Here is a 22699-nt window from a genome sequence, read left to right on the forward strand (position 1 = left end):
TTATATTCATTTTGTTATTTTTTTTTTGGTATTTCCTTATTTGGGGATTATGAGGAAATATAAACGATAAATATTTGTTGCTTTTATTTAGAAGCTAAAAATATTCTTCATCATAAAAAAGGTTTACGTTTTGTACGCCTTTAACTTTTCTTAATTTTTGCACAAATTCAGTTGTCTTTTCTTTGCTCTTAAATCCAACATAAAATGAAAGCTCAAGAGTTTCTTCATTTCCAACGGCTTTTGCATTAATCAATTTACTTGTTCTGCAGTATTCGTTTATTAAAGAACTATATGGTGAGGACTCATTTCCAATTGAATTAAATGTAAACTGCAGTAGTAAATCGCTTTTTATTGGAGTTGAAAATTTTGATTTGGAAAGCACCAATGAAATTAGTCCGATAAAAATTGCGCTGAAAATTGCGAGAAAATATAGACCAACGCCAACAGCCATACCAACAGCGAGAGCAAAAAATATAAACATAATATCCATTGTTTCTTTTACTGCGGTTCTGAATCTTATAATTGACATTGCACCAACCAATCCAAATGCCCTTGCCAAATTATTTCCGATAACCATAATTACAATTGACGTAATAATAACAAGAAGAATTAACGAGTTAACATAAGATGCTTGGTAACCGGGGCCACTGTAAGATTTTCTATAAAAAACAGAAATTATAATTCCAGCTATTAAAGCAAAAATCAAATTCATAATTGCATCATGAAGTGTAAACGATACATTCAGGATATTTTTAAAATCTTGAGTCATAATTAAAAAATTCCTTCTTGGGGTTCATCAAAAAAAGAAAAATTGGAAACATGTAAATTCTTTCTTGCTGGATTAATAATTTTAGAAGAATCAATGCATATTGTATACTTTGATACAGATCGCCTTATTAAATTAAATTCAATAATAATATCCTGGAGCCATTTAGGATAACCGTTATTAAATTTAACTTCTAGTACAAAATCATTTGGAATTGCAATTTCCAATTCTTCATCTCTATAAAGATTCTCTATTTTAGGATATTCGAAAAATCTGATATTTTTATCGAACGTAATTCTTAAATTATTGTCGAATTTAGAAAAGAATGCTTCACGATCATATACTATTAAAATAATCGGTTTTAAACCGCTTTTGTAAATATGATGAAAGAATTTCTTTCCATCATTTATCGAATTCGCATATCCATTATTTGTAAGCGTATAAGTTTCTACAGATTTTGTTTCCAAAAGATTTTTCAAATCATGATATAACAATGGCGCACGATTTTTATCTATAAAATTATCGTACTTATTTTTAATTTCTAAAAAAACCAAATTGTTATCGGCTTGGGTGTCGTAACTTCTTATTCTTAATTTTTTCCTAATTTTAATTCCTTCAATTTTTTCATGATAATAATCGTAGTTTGAAGAATCAAAATAAATACTCCTAACAGTATATTCATTATCTGTCGTACCTTTTATAAAAGGGTCCAGTTCAACAAAAGGTAATAATCTATTCCTTAATTTTTCCAACATATTGTTTTTAACCAAAAATTTATATTCTAAACGCATTTCATTGCATGAGATAAAATTTTAAATAATTGATTAAATTTACTTCGTTTCCAGAAACTCTGCATTCAACAATTTCGCCAGCTAAAAACATATCAGGTTCGGCTTTAAATGAAGTTTTGATTATTAAATATTGTTCGCCGCCAATTAATTTAACCGATTTATCCACCGCATTAATACGGCAAGTAACGGTTTTTCCGCTCCTTGACATAATTTCAATTTCATTTCCGAGGCTGAATGAATTGGAAATAACAAGTTTAACGGGAATTAAAGCTGTAAAATTCTCTTCGTCATTTATTATTAAAAGTGTATCCTTGTTGTATGTCGGTACAACTTTTCCGTCGATTGGCGATGTTAGAACAAAATTGTTTGATTTTTTTTGAAGAACGGAAATCTGATTTTCAAAAGATTTAATCTGAGAATTGATAAGCTGAATTTCTTCTTTTTTTGTTCCGGATAAAACTGAATTTAATCTTTCCTCAGCAATACTTACGTTAATTTTATATAACTCTAATCTCGCGTGCTGGGTTTCAAATTCATCTTGAGTTATTAATTGTTTTTCAAATAATTTCTGCTGTCGATCAAAGTATTTTGTTTGTTCTTCAACCTGCTTTTTGGCATAATCCAAATTTTTCTTTTCAAGATCTATTAAAGATTCTTTTTCACCGCTGATATTTACATTTAATGATGCTTTTGCTGATTCTAATTTCCCTTTTAAGTCGGCAATTTCTTGTTCATCTAAACTGGAATAAATAAAACCTATTGTATCATTTGCAAAAACATTTACACCGGGTTTTACATTTTTATTTAAATTAAATTTTACTAAATCACCCCTGTCGAATTGCGTAATTGAATATTCTTCGTTAAAACCATTATTATTATCAACCAGAGTAGTATAAATTAAACCTTCCAACCCTTTTGAAATTATCCATTCTTTGGAAGGAAGTATTTTTGAATTCGAAATTATTGATGTTGTTAATTTAACTGGCAATAACACAATTAATAATAAAACCAAAAGAATTGCTATTGTAATGAGTATGTTTTTTCTTATCATCAGAATATTTATTTTATTTCAAAAAATAATAGCTTGAAAATTTACGTTTTTTAACAATAAAATGGATGACTTTGTGTTATAATAGAATAAATAAATCATTGTAATTATCGATTCATTTTTGACACATTTAAACTAATTTTAGTTTAATTTAATTTTATGTTTAAAATTTATTAATAACTCTCTTGGTACTTATAAAACTAAATAATAGAAAAATTTTAATTTCACTATTGATTATTTTGCTAATTAGCTGCAGTAATGAAAAAAACGTTAAGGTTTCCAAATCGGAACAGATATCCGAAACCGAAAAAATCAAAACGGAAAAAGTAATATTAAACAAAACAGCGGATAGCTTAAATAAAAAAATCGAATCCTTAAATACCCAAAAATCTAAGTTGAACGATTCGTTAATTTTTTACAATAATATAAATTCAATTATTAAAAATTCTTTTGCGGATCATGTAATAATTGGAAATGAAAGCCTTGAGAAAATATCAGATTTTTTTAAAAAACTTGGTTTTTCTATAAAAAAAGGAAAATTACATAAAATTGGCTTAACAAATAATTTTATTGAATTTGCTGATAATTCCGAATTGGAACTTGTTGAAATTAAAAACCCGTCTGAAAATTTCACAAAGGAATATGATAAATTAATATCTGAAAAAAAATACGGTTTACAATTTGCAATTCGTGTAAATGAAATTGAAAAGTTGAAAAACAGTTTTGAAAAATTAAATACAATCTTTACCGAAATTCAGAAATACACCGATTTTTCTACATTATCCGGAAATAAAATAAATACAGAACTGCCTATATTTTTTATACAATTTGAAAAGTTGAATAACTCAATTATAAATCACCCAAACAAAGTAAAAGGAATTTATTCGGTTTGGTTTGAAACAAAAAATATAAAAAAAACCGCAGGTCAGTTAGTTGATTTGGGATTTGAACCGATTGGAAATTATGTTATTCCAACATTTTCAAAAAAAACGGTCGAATTTAAAAATAATAATTTCAGTATTATACTTATAGAATCAGACAAATATGAAATTACCGGATTAAGTTTAATAACCAATAAAAATATAGAATTGATGAAAATAATAGATAAAAATTTTGATAAGACATTTACCAATAAAATTATTACGAAACCAAAAAGTGTTTTTCTTCCAAAGGAAATTACAAAATCCGTATGGTTGGAATTTTCCGAAAAGTAATAATTTTTATAAGAGCGGAATCTGCAATTTATTATTAACTTTTTGCTGCTCTTTTTAATTCTTTAACTAATTCAATTGTTTTAGTAAAATTTTTATCATCGTTTGATAATGTTCTAACAATTGCACTTCCGACAATTACGCCATCGCAAAACGGCGAAAATTTCTTTACATCTTCAGCTGTAGATATTCCAAAGCCTATTTGCATTTTATTGTTCTTTACAATTGAATAAGTTCTTTTAAGATTTTCAAAAACATAGTTGTCAAACTTTTCACGCACACCGGTTGTTCCTACTACGCTTACGCAATAAACAAATCCGCTGCTTTTATTATCAATTGCTGAAATTCTCTTTTGACTTGAAGTAGGCGTTGTTAATAAAATTTTATCAATTTCTTTAAATTCGTTTTTATAAAAATCGTCATATTCCTCAAGAGGTATATCGGGAATAATAATTCCGTCTACTTTTGCATTTATGCAATATTGAACAAATTTCTTTTTTCCGAACGCCAATACAGGATTGCTTGAACTCATAATTACAATTGGAATATCGGATTTTTTTCTGATCTCTGAGATTAAATTGAAAGTTGTTAGCAAATTTACATTGTTCTTTAAAGCAACCGTATACGAAGACTGAATTACCGGACCATCGGCAAGAGAATCTCCGAAAGGTAAACCAATTTCAAGAATATCAGCTCCCGCTTTTTCAATGCTTAGAGCCAATTCAACAAAATTTTCTATATTGGGAAATCCGGCAGTTAAAAATATTGTTAACGCCTTTTCATTTTTTTCATTTAAGGAAGTTATTCTTTCTCTTATTCTGCTCATATAATTTTGTTACCTAATTTATCAATAATTGTATTTAAATCTTTATCGCCTCTGCCGCTTACATTCAAAATAACAATTTCATCTTTTTTCGTTTGCGGCATTAAATATTCCAAATAAGCAAAAGCATGCGCAGTTTCTAAAGCAGGAAGAATTCCTTCCATTTCCGATATTTTCAATGTTGCGGTTAGAGCTTCTTCATCTGTAATTGAATAATATTTAACACGATTTTCATCCTTTAGAAAACTATGTTCAGGACCAACGCCGGGATAATCCAATCCAGCAGAAATTGAATGTACGGGTGAAATTTGACCAAATTCATTTTGCAGCAAATATGTTTTCATTCCGTGAAAAATTCCTTCGCTGCCCAAAGTCAATGTAGCACAGTGTAAATTGGAATTAATTCCATAACCACCGGCTTCAATTCCAATTAATTTTGTTTCAGTATTTTCAATAAATTCATAAAATATTCCCATTGCGTTTGAACCGCCGCCAACACAAGCTAAAACATAATCGGGCAATTTCTTTTCTTTTTCTAAGATTTGCTGTTTTGCTTCTTTTCCAATAATTGACTGAAAATCTCTAACCAGCATTGGATATGGATGAGGACCTACAACTGATCCAATTATATAATGCGTATTTTCAACATTCGCTATCCAGTCTCTTATTGCTTCATTTGTAGCGTCTTTTAAAGTCCTACTCCCTGAAGAAACCGGAATAACTTTTGCGCCCAACATTTTCATTCTAAACACATTTAATTTTTGCCGTTCAATATCTTCTTCGCCCATATAAACACAGCATTCCATTCCAAATTTCGCGCAAACTGTTGCTGTTGCAACTCCATGCTGTCCGGCACCAGTTTCAGCAATAATTCTTTTTTTACCCAAATGTTTCGCAATTAATATTTGACCAAGTGCATTATTAAGTTTATGAGCGCCGGTGTGGCATAAATCTTCTCTCTTTAAATATATTTTTCCTTTACCAAAATGATTTGTTAATCTTTCTGCAAATGTTAAAGGAGTTGGTCTGCCGTTATAATTTTTCTGCAGATCTTCCAGAGCATTTATAAATTCTTCTTCGATTTTCAATTTATTGTAAGTTTGCTCAAGTTCATCTAATGCATAGATCAAAGTTTCTGGCACGTACTTTCCGCCAAAAACACCAAACTTCCCATCGCTGTTCGGGTAATTGTAATTCATAATTTTTTAATAGTTTATTATTTATTTAGTTTGTTATATTTTTTAAAAAAACTTAACATTTTACTTTTATTTTTTTTCCCTGGATACTCTTCAAGTGAAGATGAAACGTCAATAGCATAAGGCAAAATATTTGAAAAAATTTCTTCAAGATTTTCTTCTTTAATTCCACCTGCTAAAATTATTTTACTTTTAATGTCTGAAGGAATTGTGTCCCATTTGAAATTTGTACCTGTTCCGCCGAATTCGTTATTGTTAAAAGTATCCAATAAAATGTTAAAATTTAAATACTGCTTTAAAATATTATAGTCATAATTATTGGAAATTCTCAAGGCTTTAACCACCGGGAAATTAATTTCATTAAGATATTCCACATTTTCATCACCATGCAACTGAGCAATATTTAATTTACAGTCCTGCATTATTTGATTAACAATATCAATCCGCTCATTTACAAACACCCCGACTTTCAAAATAAATGCCGGTAATTTAGAAATAATATTTTTTACTTCTTCTGCGTCAACCGATCTTTTACTTTTTTTATAAAATATAAACCCGATTGCGTCAGCGCCAAGATCACAAGCAAGTTTTGCGTCTTCGTAATTTGTAATACCGCATATTTTAATTTTCATAAAAACAAAGGTCTTTAAATATTCTTAATTCATTCTTTATATCCGCTGCTTTCATAAAATGCTCGCCGACTAATACTGCTTTTGCTTTTGTTGATTTCACAAAATTGATACTATTCTTTGTCGAAATTCCACTTTCAGAAACTAATATGTTTTCCAAAGGAATATGAGCCCCAATATTTTTCGTTGTTTCTAAATCAACTTTAAAAGTATTTAAATCTCTGTTATTTATACCAATAATTTTATTTTGAGAAAAATCGATTTTTTCAATTTCTTCTTTAGAATGCAATTCTAAAAGAACTTCAAGATTATTTTCTTTGGCGGCGAAAGTTAATTCACTAATTTGATTTTTAGATAGCGCTTCGGAGATTAATAAAATTGCGTCCGCACCGTTTGCTTTGGCTTCAAGTATCTGATACTCGTCAATAATAAAATCTTTCCTTAGTAAAGGGACTGTTTTGATTTTCGCAATGTCATTTAAATAGGTAATATTACCTTTAAAGAAATTTTTATCAGTCAGAATTGAAATAGCGTCAACACCAACATTCATATAAATATCCGCAATTTCAAAGTGATCAAAATCTTCTCTAATAATACCTTTTGAAGGACTGGCTTTTTTAATTTCCGCAATAATTGAAATTCTTTCTTTATTATTTAATGAATTAAATAAACTTAAATTGGGTTTACCAAAATGCTCAGAATCTTTAAATCTGCTTAAAGTAAAGTTCTTCTTTAAATTTTTTACTTCATCTTTTTTTACAGAAATTATTTCATTTAAAATTGTCATTTGTGTTTTTCACCGAATTCTTTCAATTGGTTTAACTTCTTTAATGTTTCGCCTGATTTTATTGATTCCTCGGCGATTGATTTACATTCACTCAAATTATCAGATATTCCGGATGTCTTTAACGCCAATGCAGCATTGGCAACTACAACATCGTATGCCGGTCCGTTATTTTTGTTTAAAAATATATTATAAATTATTTCGGCATTTTCTTTTGCATTACCGCCTTGGATTTGAGTCAATTCAATTTTGGGGAAATCAAAATTCTCATTCGTTAACGAATAGAAATACATTGAATTATCTTGATTTACTTCAAAAACTTTTGTCGTATCTGTTAAAGTAATTTCATCATATGAATTTTTTGTGCAGAGAAAAGTAACTTTTTCCATTTCCAAAAGCTTTATTGCTTCGCTCATTAATTGAGCAGTTTTATCACTAAATGTTCCTATCATTTGTCGCTTTACACCGGCTGGATTTGTTAGCGGACCAAGAATATTAAAAATTGATCTGAATTCTAATTCCTTTCTGATCGGTGCAACGTGTTTCATTGCCGGATGATAAAGAGGCGCAAACAAAAAAGCAATTCCTATTTCATTTAATGCTTTTTCAGAAAGTTCAGGATTCAGCTGAACATCTACACCTAATTCATGTAAAACATCTGAACTTCCGCTTTTACTTGAGATTGAACGATTCCCGTGCTTGGCAACACCAACACCGGCTCCTGCAACAACAAAAGAAACAGCCGTCGAAATGTTGAAAGTCCCCGAACTATCGCCGCCGGTACCGCAAACATCTATTACTTTATCATTATTATATTTTATAGGAATAACTTTTTCGCGCATTGCTTTAACAAATCCGGCAACTTCTTCAGAAGTTTCCCCCTTAATTTTAAGTGCAGTAAGTAATGATGCGATTTTCGAATTGTTTTCGTTCCCGCTCATTATTGAATACATAACTTGATGAGCTTCATTAAATGATAAACTTTCTCCAGCTATTACTTTTTCTAATTGTTCTTTCATAACTCCAACCAATTTTTAATTAATTTTTCACCATCGGGTGTTAATATTGATTCGGGATGAAATTGAATTCCTTCAATTGGATATTTTTTATGACGTACACCCATTATTATATCTTCATCTGTAAATGATGTAATTTCCAAGTCATCTGAAATTGACTTTCGGTCAATTACAAGTGAATGATATCTGCCTGCATTAAAATTCTGCGGTACATTTTTATAGATCGTTTTGCCATCATGTAAAACTTTTGAAATTTTTCCATGCATGAGTTTTGGCGCGTTTGTAATTTTTGATCCAAAACAATATCCAATTCCTTGGTGACCGAGACAAACACCTAATACCGGTATGGTTTTTCCAAGTTCACGAATTACATCAAGCGAAACATTGGAATCTTCCGGTCTACCCGGACCAGGTGAAATTATAATTTTATTTGGATTTAATTTTATAATTTCTTCAATAGTAATTTCATCATTTCTTTTAACAATTATATTGTTCGTAAATTTTCCTACAAGCTGAACAAGATTATATGTAAAAGAATCGTAATTATCTATTACTAAGATTTTCATCTATTTCCTCTGCAAATTTTAATGCGCTTACCAAAACAGCCGATTTGTTTTGGATTTCCTTTAGTTCAAGTTCCGCTTTACTGTCGGCAACAATTCCGGCACCGGCCTGCCAATATATTGTGTCTTTATTTGCAAAAAATGTTCTGATGGCAATACACATATCCAAGTTACCGTTAAAATCAATATAACCAACCGAGCCCGCATAAGGTCCTCGTCTAACTTTCTCATATTCATTTATTAATTGAATAGCTCTAATTTTTGGAGCACCGGATACAGTTCCAGCCGGAAAACTTGCCTTTAACGCATCAATACAATTTTTATTTTGCATTAGTTTTCCTTCAACCCTAGAGACAATATGCATTACATGAGAAAATCTATGAACCTTTTTCATTTCACTTACAAATACTGAATTGTGTTCACAAACACGTCCCAAATCATTTCTTGCCAAATCAACGAGCATTGTATGTTCTGCTATTTCTTTTTCGTCGTTCATCAAATCCTCTTCAAGCTGTAAATCCTCTTCTTTTGTTTTTCCGCGTCTTCTTGTTCCCGCTATAGGCAAAATTGTCGCGTTTCCATCTTTTACCTTTAACAAATCTTCTGGCGATGTTCCGATAATTTTTACATCTTCATTAATTTCCATAAAATACATATAAGGTGATGGATTTATTATTCGCAAGGCACGGTATACATTAAGTAAATCTCCTTCAAATTCTTGTTCGAATCTTTCCGAAATCACTAATTGAAAAACGTCACCATTATAAATATTGTCCTTTATTTTTTCAATCTTTGAAGAAAATTCTTCGAAATTAATCTTAGTTCCAATTTCTGATTTTGACTTGAATTTATTTTGATATGAAATTGGCTGAATAATTTTTTTTCTAATTTCCGAAATTCTGAAAATGGCATTTTCATAGGCCTTCTCTGCTTTTTCAAAATCTTCAGAAAAAACATTTGCAATTAAAATTATTCTATGTTTGTAATGATCAAAGGCAATTATTGTATCAAACAATCCCAATATTGAATTTGGGAATTCTTGGGTTAAGTTTTTATTGAAGTGAATTGTATTTTCAATTTTGGAAATTATTTCAAATCCCAAATAACCAATAATTCCTCCAGTAAAATCGGGCAATTCCTCTATTTGAGGATGATTGTATTTTTCAACAAGCGAATGAAGATAATCAAGCAGTTCAATATTAATGCTTTCGGTTTTTCCGTTTTTAGTGATTGTGATATGATTGTTTTCGGATTGAATTATTTCCTTTGGCGATGTTCCAATAAATGAGTAACGAGCTAGCCTTCCAATACCTTCAACGGATTCCAGCAAAAAAGAAAATTTATTTTTTTCTCTAATTTTTAAATAAGCTAAAACAGGAGTTAATAAATCAGCTGTAATAATTTCATAAACCGGAATTACATTATAACTTTTTGAAAGTTCTTCAAATTCTTCAAATTTCATTTTATGCCCATTTAATTTTTTCTTTTCTTCTTTACCGCTTATTTTAGTTTTATAAGATGTTAAAAATTGAGAACATGATTAAAAATTTTATTTTAGCATATAACAAAAAACCCTTCTCAGTGATTTACCAAAGAAGGGTTTTAAATTTCCTAATATATTTCACTGATTACCCGTTATTTGATATACTCCACCACCAGGACCAGTTGTTTAATTTGCCGTATGTTAAATTCATTTTGTTCATCTTGATGTGCAAGATAAATTATTTTATTGTAAAATGTCAATAAGAAAAAGTATTTACGGTAAATTTTATTGAATAAAAATTACTTATATAAAGTTATTAAGTATATTCACACAAAATTTTCGGTAAAAGTATTACTTTGTAAAATTTGAAAATTGATCAATCTGGTGAATGAGGTAAGAATTTAATTAAGGCTAATTTAGCACATAAAAAAAGCGGTCAAGTTTCCCAGACCGCTTTATAAAATACAAATTATTTTTTTTAACCAAGATATACTTTAAGTTTTTTGCTTCTTGATGCGTGACGCAGTTTTCTTAAAGCTTGTTCTTTTATTTGTCTAACTCTTTCACGAGTTAAATTTAGTATTTCACCAATTTCTTCAAGAGTTGCCGTATATTCCGTATTAAATCCAAAATATAATTTAATTACAGTAGCTTCTTTTTCAGATAAAGTAGAAAGTACTCTTTCAATTTCATTTCTTAAAGATTCGCTCATTAAACGATGATCGGGCTGCGGCTGATCTTCGTTTGGCATAATATCCAAAAGACTACTTTTACTATCTTCACTTTGAGAAAAAGGCGCATCAACAGAAACTTGTCTGCCTGAATGACGAAGTGTATAAGCAACGTCATCAACATTCATTTCCAATTCTTGAGCAATTTCTTCAACACTTGGTTTTCTTTCAAGTTCTTGTTCAAGCATACTTGCTGCTTTGGAAATTTTGGACAATTCTCCAACTCTGTTCAATGGTAAACGAACCATTCTTGATTGATCTGCAATAGCTTGCATAATTGATTGACGTATCCACCATACGGCGTAGGATATAAATTTGAATCCTCTCGTTTCGTCAAATTTCTTTGCAGCTTTAATCAAACCAAGATTGCCTTCGTTAATTAAATCGCTTAGTGGTAATCCTTGATGTTGGTATTGTTTAGCAACACTTACCACAAACCTTAAATTAGCTTTTGTAAGCTTATCTAAAGCAGCTTTATCTCCATTTCTTATTTTAATGGCAAGTTCTATTTCCTCGTCTGGAGTAATAAGATCAACTTTGCCAATTTCCTGGAAATATTTGTCCAACGATTGACTTTCTCTGTTGGTTATTTGTTTGGTGATTTTCAATTAAGGTACTCCGTTAATTTATAGTTATTCTCAAATTAAGACACTGTCACTTATTTGTAAAAAAAATCTAAAGTATATAAGGTTTTTAGAATTTAAAGTCAATACTTTTTTAAGCGGTATTCCGTTTTATACATTTTGATGTAAAAGATATAAATATTTAGGGGGGAAAATTTGTTATTTATACTTTTTCGATTTTATCAATATATACAAATTCTTAACTTATCCCCCTATTATCGAAAAAAAAATAAAAAAGTTAAGTATATTTATACTGTGAATTAATTTTACAAATTTTTCCTTCTCTATTATTTGGGTACATAAATAGTTGATTTTTTTTAATTAAGTCAATGATAAAAAAATGCTATTGTCTACCTTTTACAATCAAAATTAACTTTTTACTAATAATATAAAAGATAATTATGCAAATTATAGGAAAACCAAAGATCAAATTGCGATCTGAAGCACATGACTACATAAATCTTTACAAATCTTTAGGCGAAAGAGCCGAAAATTTTATGCCTAATGATACACTTAATCTCCTTAAAAGTTTCGTTAGAACTTGTTTTGAAGAACCTGTCGATCCATCAAAACAGTTTTTAGAAATTGATAAATATTTGTTAGAGTTAAAAGAATCTATTCCCGGTTATTCTGATGTTTCTTTAATGATATTTCCGCATGAAGACTCTAAAGCCTTTCAATATAGAGAAAAAAAGCAAAGTTTTGAGGATAAATTAAAGTATTTTATTGATACTGAAGCAGTTGATTCAAAAACAAAAGAACAAACAACAAATATTCTAAATTCTCATGATTTTTCCATAGGAACACCTCCGGTTACAGAAACTCATTTGGACCTGATGTACAAAATGGTTTTAGGTGATGATGTTACCGAACTAAGAAAATATAGAGATGTAATTGGAATTGTTGGAGATACCGAAGAAGCACAATGGAATTATTTTATGGATGTGCTTGAACAAATGATAATTCAAAGCTCTCATTACACCACTAATGCCGAAAAACAAGACTTTCTAAGCAGAACATTTTTAACGGTAAATTTCAAAGGTTTGGACGGATTTATTAAAACAGTTGTAGGTGGAAGCTGCGATACGGTAATTGAATTATTTTCTGAAGAAATTTTTAACAAAAATGATGTTAAAGTCATTGAATTTAAAAATGCGGATGATCTTTTTAAACAAATTGAATCTGATACAACAAGCATTTTTATAGTTAAAATTGAGAATATGAGAAAAAATATTTTCAACAACATTAAATGGTTCCCCTATTTAACAAGAATTATTTTAATTGATGACTCGCCCGAATCAAAAAGTACAAATACTTCTTTGGTTTTTGCTTTTCATAATAAAATTATAAACACCTTAAATAAGGTACACACAAAAAAATTAGGCGCTTTGGCAAATAGTCAATTGAACCTTAGATTGATATTAGACAAAGTTAATGATGAAAACTTTGAAAAATTCAGAATTTGTGCCGATCAAAAAATTGCGGATTACGAAGAAGAATTACGTCTGTTTAAATTGGAACAATTGGGTGAAACTGAAAATCATCTTAAAAATCTTAACCTATATAAATTCAATAATTTTGTTAAGCAAATTATTAAGGATAAATATTCATTAACAAAATTGCGGGATTTTATTGTTCTAATTCAAAATTGTAAAAATCCAAAATCACTTCAAAAATTCAACAAAGCACTAATTGCCGAGTTTGAATCAAGAACCAAGGCATATTTTTATTCAAATATTGAACAAGTTAATATTGCGACAATAATTGAAGGCGGCGGTAGAGGTCAAATAAGAACTTACGGCAATTATCTTTTGCAGAGAAAATTAAAACCGATAGATCCAAAAATTATTAAAAAGTGCAAGACAATTATTGATATTACTCCTGATAATTATCTGCGAACTTTAAATAATCATTTCCATAAAAACTTTGGATTGAACTTATTTTTAGAAAAGTATAAAGAATACATTACAAAAGTTCAAAATGAATCGGATAACACAGGAAGATTTTACAATTTGTTAATTGATCTTGGAATAAAAGAAGCATATGAAAACAAATCAGAAACAGAAAAAGATATAATTAAAGAATTTATAAGCAACTTAAGTAATTTGGAAATAACTTCGGTTGCCGATGATGTTCAAATGATAATAAGAGATATTTTATCTGATCGTGTTTTAATGCCGTATATTTTATTTAATCAAGAAGCTTCTTGGGAATATAAAGATCTTTTTCCGGAAGACAGATTTGATATAAATCCCTTTGATCTTGAAATCGGTTTGGATGAAAGCGGAAGAATTGATTTTGACAGACTCCACCAACGATTAAACAGAATGAAAAATAACTTCCAGCTTTTTGATGATACCGGAAGTTTATGGGATAGATTTTGCGAAAATTTAACAATAATTATAAACGATCCATCAAATCCAAGCGGTTATACGGATTTTAATAACGTATCGTTAATTAAGTTTTTGAAATTTTTAAATAACAGCAAAATCACATTATTGTTGGATGAAGCTTATAGTGATTCAGTTAAAATTGAAGATCCAAAAGAACCAAAATGGCGAACAATTTCCAGATATATAATGAATAACATCTCCGCCATGGGAAATATTAGTGCGGTTTCGTCTTTATCAACCACAAAAAATTTAGGCGCTACCGGAAGCAGATTAGGTTCCTTAATTGCGACACCGGCAAGAAAAGATGTTATTGATTTTGCAAAAGAACAAAACGGAATAGAAAAAGGAAACACGAATTCGCTTTATATTCTTGTAAACACATTGGAAACCGCACAGCTTGCTAAAAAGATAAAAGACAGAATGGAACGCGAACTTCCGAAAGAAGCTTCTCGCTACAAGATAAAAGCAAGAATTGAAAAATATATTATTGATGAAATTGAAAGTTTTAACGACAGAAAAGAAACTGCAAATCAAAGTAAATCAGTAAAAAGATTTTCTCCTTTTGAAGGAAGTCCGCTGCATCTATTTTTATTAGATGAACTTACTTCATTAGATAAATTGGATGTTCTAGATTTACCCGATGATTTCAAATATAAAGGCGAACCGTTTTTCAGTTATTATCAAAAACATCTTGTTTCGGAAATTAATAAATTCAGAGTAAATAAAAACTTTGGCGCGGAATCTTTAAAAAGATTAAAACTTGCCAAAGAAGTGGCAAACTCAATTTTAAGCGAAACTGATAATCAGTTTGCTGAAGTTCTTCCATCCGACGGTTCTTATTTATTCAACCTAAAACTGAAAGAGAATTTTTTCTATCAAGATCTTGAAAAATTTACGAAACGTTTGGCTCAGGAAAGAGGAATTGCCGTAATACCTTATCAAACCGGATTTTTGAGATTTTCAATCGGTGATTATCTTCACGGCTCAGATAAAAGTTATGACGTTTTCAAAAAGGAATTTGAAAACGCATTGCGAATTGTTTTAAAATATCTGAAAATATTTAGAAGTGAAAAGTCAAAACCTGCTAACTCCGATAAAAGAGCGGATGATATTTTAGATATAATTTTTTCCACATCTACAGATAAAGACTTTATTAAAAATGTTCTTTTAGATTTTGAAATAATTAAGAATATAAAAAAACAAAAAAAGAACAGTTTAACAATAAGCAATATAATGACGCTGTATCATGCTTTTCCGAAAGATTGCGGAGTTACAATAAACTCATTGAATAAATCTCAAAACTCAGTAATTGAATTTTATGACAATATTGGAGAATGCAGAGATTTGGGTAGTTTTATTAAGAGTAAAGCGTTTTCAAAAATTTATGAAAATCTTCTGCCTCAGATCTATAAAACTATTCCGCAGATTAAGAATTTAGACTTCAATACAGTAATAAATAAATTCGGAAAGCCAGCAATTCAAAAATACATTGATAATAAAATGGATTATAAACCTAATTATCATGTGCTTGATGATCCCGAAGAAATTATTATTATGAAAGAAATACTTATTGAATTGGAGAGAATATTGTTCTCCGATTCAAAAGTTAAAATAATGGCATTAAACGCTTCGGATGATTTTTCTGCTGATATAACCAAGCTTGAAGGAACAAATATTGTTTTGCGTAAATATATACGCGAACTTCTGCTTCATTTTAATCTGCCTTTTGAACAGGACGCAATTGAACCAAATTATGAACAGTTAATAAAAACTTCTATTGAAAAATTTGAAGAAGTCGTTGGATTCTCAGTTAATGAATTTAATTTAAAGCAATACGCGAATATATTTATTGATAAAGTCTTTAAGAGTTTAGAACCAAATTTATTTAAAGGAAAGCTGGAAGGAATTGTTCACAAAACTCTTTTGGATAAAGTCCTTTCCGAAAATAATTCTATTTCCGAAAAACTTTTATACTTTTATTTATTAAAGAAAGATGAGAACTTTTCAATTAAACTAAATTCCAAAGTAAAATTATTATCATCAAAACTTTCGGAAAAAGGAAACGGTGAAGTTAAATTATTTACCGAAGAATTTATTTTCGAAATTTTAACTCATGAAATAATTTTGATGATAGATGATATTTACAGATATAAATATGAGAAAGTAACACAGGACAAACTTCATCAGATTGCAAGAGATATAATTTTATTTTTTGTAAAAATAATCAACAAAACACGCTCAACGGAATATTATGATAAGTATACTCATACTTTAATTAAATTCGTTGAAACCCAATATAGACAGCAGAATTCAAGCATTAATGAAATGATACAGCACGGAATTACACTGCACAAAAATTATGAATTCAGTAATAAAACTTTAGATTCATTTGAAGAAGGCTCTTTAAAATGGATTGAAGAAGTTATGAAAAAATGCGGCGTAATTGCTTCCGAGCAGCCGGTTCAAACACATACAAGAATTGTAACCGATGCCAAAAAACGTGAATACGCAATGCACAAAGTCGACCGCGATATAGAAAATGCCGGTGAAAGAAAATATGAAGATTTAAATGAATATATAAAAAATTTAGACACAAAGCCTTCGGCTGTTTTCTTTAAAAATCGTCTTTCAAAGTTTGTTGCAAATATGGACGCGGATGATTACAGATGTAAAATTATTAAACATGGACTTGTAAAAGTTTTGTATGTAATTCAAAAGTCGTACATTAAATATCTAACTGATAACCATCGTTTAATAACAGCAGATGAAGTAAGTTTGGGTGATTTAAAAGATTTTATTCCTGATGTAATTTTATTTTACGGCGCGCCGGAAAAAGTAATTTCATATCCTCAAATTGGTTATTTCAATATTAAGGGACCAAATGGAAATATTAAAACATTAGTAACCCCTTTAAAAATGAAAACCGATTATTTCGGAAATATTAAAAAACCTTGGCTTACAATGATGAACGAAAAAGTTAAGGAAATGGGCGGAATGCCTGTACACGGTTCTCTGTTTGCAGTTGAAGAAGACGACGGAAGTTTATTTGTTATTCAAGTCGATGGCGACAGCGGAGTCGGAAAATCCGAAATGCTTGCTGCTATGATGCTTAAATGGCTTAAGAAAGATTTACCCGGAATTCGTTCTATTAAATTAATTGCCGGCGATATGTTTTATGTTTTTCCGGATGTAGACGGAAATCTTTACGGTATTGGAACCGAACAAGGTGATTTTTCGCGAGTAACAGATTTTGATCCCGATTTTATTAGATATTACAATTCCCTGTTTGAAAGCGCTGCGGACAGCAACGTTGAAGATTTAAATTCAAGAAGCACAATCAGCGGTTTATGCGATATTAAAATGCCATATAAAATTGATATTATGCTAACCGCTAGTAATTTTGGAAGACAAGAAGCCGGAATCACAGTTTATAAAAATCCTGAAAACTTTTTACTTTATAGAGATTCTCATGGTGAACGAAAAGAAAAAGCAACCAGTTCTGACAATCCTAATTTTCAACGAACATTGTTAAGATATACAAATGACAGAAACGTTGTTGAAGTTATGGATAAACATGGCAATTATCTTGATGATGTTCTCGATTGGGAATTCGATGAATTTACCGGAAAGTATTATCTATGTTCATCATACAAATTGATTGAAAAAATTGATATTGAAGAAGTTGTAAATAAAATTTTTAATAACAAAATTTTCAAGCATTCAGATGGTATTAAATATAAGATAGAATCTGCAAAATTCGATATAATCAAAAATAGATTTATTGCAAATTGTATTTCGGAATCTGAAGACGCAAATTCCAAAGAAATTATTTTAGATCGTACAATATTCAGCAGTTTCTTTAATTCACTTGCAAGCACTCCGGCCGGACAACCATTTGTCGCAGAAGAAGGACAATACGAAATGAAAAAACATCTCGTTAATATTTTGAAAGGCGGAGAAAAAGAAAAAGGAGCAGGAAGACAAATTCGTTTTGGAATTTTATCTACCGATCTTGGTCGTAAAGGTAAAGAAATTACAGGTCCGCAAGCTGCTGCTCAAGATATGGTAAAAATGATTCAAGAAGTCAGAATCTCAAAACCGGAAATAAATAAGAATAAAAATTACGTTAGAAATATTGTAAGAGAAAAATACGGACATATAATTTCTGACGAAAAACAAAACGCGGAAGTCAACAGATATAACTTTTTCTTATATCAACTTGAACAAATGCGTAAGGCGGAATTTGTTAGAATTGATAATGAGAAAGTTCATGTTGATTTAACATCGCTTAAGGGCTTTTGTCCGGTTGAGAAGAAAAAAGAGTTCAGTCCGCTTTTAGTAACACCAAATATTAATGTTGAATTAAACGGTTATACAGAAACTTATGAACAATTAATGGATTTACCGAACAATGAAAACTTTGCAAATGAATTTTACAAGGATTGTGATAAACTTTATATTGCCGAAGGATACAGTAAATCGACCGTAGAAAACAATATGATACTGCAGTTATTATTTATAAATGGTTACATTAATTTAGAAGATATTACACGCGGTAGAATTACTGAAAAAGTAAACCGTGAAACTTTGGCAGCGGCAAAATTTGCTGTTGTGAATAAATTAAGTGAAAAGAAAAATTGAAAATCTGTTATGATCCGATCATTTAGGTCGGATCTTTCTTTCTTAATTTAAGTTTATATTAGTCCGTTTTTTTCGATTTATATTGTGTTTAGGATTGCACTCAAGAAAATTAATTTTACAATAAATATTTAAATTTCTCTTGTATCAGTTCCCAAGCATTTAAAATATGTTTTTCTTCTGTTCTAATTCCGCCGATTGTAATTCTTATTGTAAATTTTCCATTAATTTTTGTGTGACTTAAGAACAGCTTTCCCGAACTATTGATTTCATTCATTAAGTTTTTGTTGAATTCGTTTAATTCTTCATCATTCATATTTTTATTTGGAATCGCTCTAAAACAAATTGTACTTAAAGGTGTCGGCGCTAATCTTTCAAAATTTGGATGGCGGTCTATAAAATCGGCAAATAATTCACCGAGCCGTATATGTTCACGAATAATGTTCTGTAATCCTTCAACACCAAAGTAGCGTATTAAAAACCATAATTTTAACGAGCGAAATTTTCTTCCTAATTGAATTCCAAAATCCATATAATTTATAACTTTCGATTCTTCATCAGTTTTTAAATATTCCGGAACAATTGAAAACGCTTTTTTTATTGTTTCAGGTTTTGAAGTAAACAATACGCTTAAATCAATTGGAACAAACAGCCATTTGTGGGGATTTACAACCATCGAATCAGCATCTTCAATTCCGCTTAATATTGGTCTTATTTCGGGAACAATTGCCGCCGAGCCGGCGTGAGCAGCATCTACATGCAGCCATAAATTATATTTTCTCGCAATTTGCGATATTCTGTCGATAGGATCGATACTTGTCATTGAAGTTGTACCAACTGTAGCAACAATGCAGAAAGGCTGAAAATTATTTCTTTTATCTTCATTTATCGCTTCTTCTAATTCAGATGTGAGCATTCTGAATTGATCGTCAGTTTTTATTTTTACTACAGCAGTTATGGGCATTCCCAAAGTAATTACGCCTTTTTCAATTGATGAATGCGCGTGTTCGGAACAATAAATCTTTAATTTAGATATATCAAATTCCGGATTATTAGATTTTGCCTGTTCCCTTGCCGCGGCAATAGCGTGCATTGAACTAACCGACGCTAAATCATAAATAATTCCACAAAATTTTTTTGGTAATTGAAGCATTTGCCTAAACCAATCAAGCACAACTTCTTCTAATTCCGTTGATGCGGGAGATGTTTTCCAAATCATTCCATTGATGTTAAATGCTGAGCTTAAAAAATCACCTAATATTGCCGGAGCAGAGGCGGTTGAATTAAAATATGCCATAAAGTTGGGATGATTCCAATGCGTCATTCCTGGTATAATGATTTTATTTACATCATTTAAAATACTTTCAAAATTCTCACCTTTTTCGGGTGGAGCCTTGGGAATTTTAACTTTTATTTCACCGGGCTCAACTTGTGCTAGAACAGGCTTCTCTTCAATGTTTTCAAAATAATCTGCTATAAAATCTATAAGTTCATGTCCATGTTTTCGAAATTCTTCAATTGGCATATCTTTAGTTTTTAAACTCATTAAATTCTCTTTATTTTTTTATAATTTTTAAATTCGATTTCCAAATTATAAATAATAGAGGAAGTTATGAAATTAAAACTATTTCAAGTCGATGCATTTACAAGTAAAGTGTTTCAAGGAAATCCTGCGGCAGTTGTTCCATTGGAAAATTGGTTGGATGACTTAACAATGCAGAATATTGCAGCAGAAAATAATCTTGCAGAAACTGCTTTTTTTGTAAATGAGAATGACGGATATAGAATTCGCTGGTTTACCCCGGCTAGTGAAGTAGATCTGTGCGGACACGCAACATTAGCTTCTTCTTATGTTCTCTTCAATTTATTAAATTACTCTGATAATATTATTGAATTTAATTCGCGCAGCGGAAAATTAATTGTAACCAAAGAATGTGATTTAATAAGTTTAAATTTCCCATCAAGAAATCCACAGAAAATTAATTTTAATGAAATTTTAACAGATGCATTAGGCAAAAAGCCAACTGAAGTTTTTTTTGATAAATCAACTATTTGTGTTTTTGACGATGAAGAAATAGTGAAAAATCTTTCACCAAGAATAAATGACTTTTTAAAACTCAAAACTCATGGAGTAATTATAACCGCTAAAGGAAATGATGTGGATTTTGTTTCGCGTTTTTTTGCTCCTGATGTTGGTATTGATGAAGATCCAGTAACAGGTTATGCACACACATTGTTAATACCATTATGGTCAAAAAAATTAAATAAGACAATACTTAGCGCAAAACAGGTTTCTAAAAGAGGCGGTGAATTATTTTGTGAATATTTAGGTGATAGAGTAAAAATCAGCGGAAATGCAGTTCTATATTTAGAAGGTGAAATTACAATTTAAAATCTCCATGAAAAATTTGTAAAAATATTGCTGTAACTTGATTTTCCTTCAAATGTTCCTTCAAAGCTTAAAGAAAGTGAAAGATTACTGCTTATCCTTAATGAAAAATCAGCGGCTAGAATGTTTTGCAGCAATTTTGATTTTGAACTAATAAAATTGTAATTGACATTTCTGTAAGATAAATCAGCGTAAACATTTCCATCAAATAGATCTTTTGATATTCGAATTCCAATAATATTTCCGGTCAAATAGTTTGTGCTAAGATTCAAATAGTTCAGATTTGCGCTTAAGTTTAGTAATGGTACATTAGAATGAGTTATAGACGCAGAGTAATTTTTTGATGGTCTGATATCATTATCACTAAATCTGTAACCGGAATTTAAACTGAACATAATATTATTAATTGGACGAACATTTAATCGTAATCTGAAACCTTGCCTTAGCGCCGATTCAATTAATTGATCGGCATAATTTTTAAATGTTTCATAATAAATTACATTTTTGCGTGCGTCGTAACTTGCGGTTGCCGAAATCCATCTTACGGGATTATATCTTGCAGAAACGTAGATACTTGTTAGTCTAAAATCATTATTCGGTTTATCATTTAAATATTTAAATAAATCAATTTCACTAGATAAAAAGAAATTTATTTTGTTTATGATATTGTTGGAATGTTGTAAATATAAAAATCTTCTATCAGTTGTTCCGTTATTCATCTGTTGAAAAACCGAAATTGTATTATTCATTTCTCCGTTCCCCAAAGAATCAGATTTACTTATATAACCACCTAATTGCATAAGATTTAGATTATATCCATAATCTTCAAAATTTGGCCTTGAGCCAATAACTCCGCCGATATAAAAGGATTTAAAATTCGATTCTAATTGTAAACCATCAATTGCTCCAATATTGGAAATTTTAGAATTAATTTTTCTTCCTAAAATTAATTTTGTTTTATCAAAATTATATGAAAGAGCTAAGTCATAAATTTTAGCCGCGTTGTTTAAATGTGTTTTTACAAAATTCCACTCATCAGCTTTGTATTTGAACGTAATATAATTTGAAAATGAAAAACCGGACCGGCCAATACTATCAGCATTTAATGAAAGCGTGTATCTCCAGTTCTGCGAATTGTCGGAACTTAAATTATTAGATAAATTTGAATAACTTGATATATTAAATCTTCCGTAGAAATTTTTATTCTTAGCTTTATTGTAGTTGGATGAAACTGTTTTAATTGGCTTAAATTCTTCAGATTTAGAGTCTTGTATTATAGTTGAATCATTTTTTTCATCAGTATTAATTTTATAAGAAGCGTTTTTTATTAACGCAAATACTTCACTATCCTTTTTAACTTTTTCCTTAATCAATATTGCGGCACATGAGCTTGAAGATTTTTCTTTTACAATCAATTTGGGTATCATACTAGATGATGTTTTAATATAAAGCGTATCACCTATATTGATTCCTATTGTATTTGCAAAACTTATATAAATATATTGAGAAGAGATATAATTAACTTTCCCTGCAATATACTTATCATCAAGATTTTGCGCCGATAAAATTGTGAATGAGAAAATTATGAATATTTTTAAGTATTTTATCATAAGTA

16 protein-coding genes are annotated in these 22699 nt (G+C 29.9%); 3 read left to right on the top strand and 13 right to left on the bottom strand.

Annotated features, from left to right (window positions below; genetic code table 11):
- Nucleotides 1–94: 94 nt before the first annotated feature.
- From IPK06_13250 to IPK06_13260, 3 genes are read right to left on the bottom strand one after another with little or no spacing between them, the layout of a single operon-like run.
- The gene (locus IPK06_13250; GenBank protein ID MBK7980939.1) at nt 95–769 is read right to left on the bottom strand and encodes a DUF4956 domain-containing protein; all 675 of its coding nucleotides are present in this window, start codon (nt 767–769) and stop codon (nt 95–97) included.
- A gap of 2 nt (nt 770–771) precedes the next feature.
- Nucleotides 772–1557 carry a polyphosphate polymerase domain-containing protein gene (locus IPK06_13255; protein ID MBK7980940.1) on the bottom strand — a complete coding sequence of 262 codons (786 nt, stop codon included), beginning with the start codon at nt 1555–1557 and terminating at the stop codon, nt 772–774.
- A gap of 1 nt (nt 1558) precedes the next feature.
- A complete protein-coding gene (locus IPK06_13260) occupies nt 1559–2608 on the bottom strand; it encodes a hypothetical protein (GenBank protein ID MBK7980941.1) in 1050 nt (349 codons plus the stop codon).
- 227 nt (nt 2609–2835) lie between these two features.
- Here IPK06_13260 and IPK06_13265 point away from each other — a divergent pair, with 227 nt between their 5' ends.
- Nucleotides 2836–3819, top strand: coding sequence for a VOC family protein (locus tag IPK06_13265; GenBank protein MBK7980942.1), 984 nt, complete (start codon nt 2836–2838; stop codon nt 3817–3819).
- 34 nt (nt 3820–3853) lie between these two features.
- Here the strand turns inward: IPK06_13265 and IPK06_13270 are convergent, their stop codons facing one another.
- The 8 genes from IPK06_13270 to IPK06_13305 all read right to left on the bottom strand — a co-directional run bounded on the left by IPK06_13270 (nt 3854) and on the right by IPK06_13305 (nt 11649).
- Nucleotides 3854–4642, bottom strand: a complete 789-nt coding sequence (locus IPK06_13270) for a tryptophan synthase subunit alpha (protein ID MBK7980943.1) — start codon at nt 4640–4642, stop codon at nt 3854–3856.
- A complete protein-coding gene (trpB, locus tag IPK06_13275; protein ID MBK7980944.1) occupies nt 4639–5838 on the bottom strand; it encodes a tryptophan synthase subunit beta in 1200 nt (399 codons plus the stop codon). The genes IPK06_13270 and trpB overlap by 4 nt, the downstream gene beginning before the upstream one ends.
- Before the next feature lie 17 nt (nt 5839–5855).
- The gene (locus IPK06_13280) at nt 5856–6467 is read right to left on the bottom strand and encodes a phosphoribosylanthranilate isomerase (GenBank protein ID MBK7980945.1); all 612 of its coding nucleotides are present in this window, start codon (nt 6465–6467) and stop codon (nt 5856–5858) included.
- Nucleotides 6457–7251: an indole-3-glycerol phosphate synthase TrpC gene (gene trpC / locus IPK06_13285; GenBank protein ID MBK7980946.1), complete on the bottom strand. Its 795-nt coding sequence runs from the start codon at nt 7249–7251 to the stop codon at nt 6457–6459. Before trpC ends, IPK06_13280 begins: the two co-directional genes overlap by 11 nt.
- Complete coding sequence (gene trpD / locus IPK06_13290; protein MBK7980947.1) at nt 7248–8267, bottom strand: anthranilate phosphoribosyltransferase; 1020 nt, start codon at nt 8265–8267, stop codon at nt 7248–7250. Before trpD ends, trpC begins: the two co-directional genes overlap by 4 nt.
- On the bottom strand, nt 8264–8830 hold the full coding sequence (locus IPK06_13295) for an aminodeoxychorismate/anthranilate synthase component II (protein MBK7980948.1): 567 nt from the start codon (nt 8828–8830) through the stop codon (nt 8264–8266). The genes trpD and IPK06_13295 overlap by 4 nt, the downstream gene beginning before the upstream one ends.
- Nucleotides 8808–10289 carry an anthranilate synthase component I gene (trpE, locus tag IPK06_13300; GenBank protein ID MBK7980949.1) on the bottom strand — a complete coding sequence of 494 codons (1482 nt, stop codon included), beginning with the start codon at nt 10287–10289 and terminating at the stop codon, nt 8808–8810. The genes IPK06_13295 and trpE overlap by 23 nt, the downstream gene beginning before the upstream one ends.
- A gap of 499 nt (nt 10290–10788) precedes the next feature.
- Nucleotides 10789–11649 carry an RNA polymerase sigma factor RpoD/SigA gene (locus IPK06_13305; protein MBK7980950.1) on the bottom strand — a complete coding sequence of 287 codons (861 nt, stop codon included), beginning with the start codon at nt 11647–11649 and terminating at the stop codon, nt 10789–10791.
- A 416-nt stretch (nt 11650–12065) separates the two neighbouring features.
- On the opposite strand from IPK06_13305, the gene IPK06_13310 reads away from it, so the two are divergent.
- Entirely contained in the window at nt 12066–18698 is a 6633-nt protein-coding gene (locus IPK06_13310; protein MBK7980951.1) for an aminotransferase class I/II-fold pyridoxal phosphate-dependent enzyme, read from the top strand.
- 115 nt (nt 18699–18813) lie between these two features.
- Here the strand turns inward: IPK06_13310 and IPK06_13315 are convergent, their stop codons facing one another.
- Nucleotides 18814–20241: an aminotransferase class I/II-fold pyridoxal phosphate-dependent enzyme gene (locus tag IPK06_13315; protein ID MBK7980952.1), complete on the bottom strand. Its 1428-nt coding sequence runs from the start codon at nt 20239–20241 to the stop codon at nt 18814–18816.
- Nucleotides 20242–20307: 66 nt separating this feature from the next.
- Here IPK06_13315 and IPK06_13320 point away from each other — a divergent pair, with 66 nt between their 5' ends.
- The gene (locus tag IPK06_13320) at nt 20308–21087 is read left to right on the top strand and encodes a PhzF family phenazine biosynthesis protein (GenBank protein MBK7980953.1); all 780 of its coding nucleotides are present in this window, start codon (nt 20308–20310) and stop codon (nt 21085–21087) included.
- Here the strand turns inward: IPK06_13320 and IPK06_13325 are convergent.
- On the bottom strand, nt 21084–22694 hold the full coding sequence (locus tag IPK06_13325; GenBank protein MBK7980954.1) for a hypothetical protein: 1611 nt from the start codon (nt 22692–22694) through the stop codon (nt 21084–21086). The two genes, IPK06_13320 and IPK06_13325, sit on opposite strands and share 4 nt — an antisense overlap.
- Between the last annotated feature and the right edge of the window lie 5 nt (nt 22695–22699).

The sequence above is a fragment of the Ignavibacteriota bacterium genome (genome assembly GCA_016713565.1).
GTDB lineage: Bacteria > Bacteroidota > Ignavibacteria > Ignavibacteriales > Melioribacteraceae.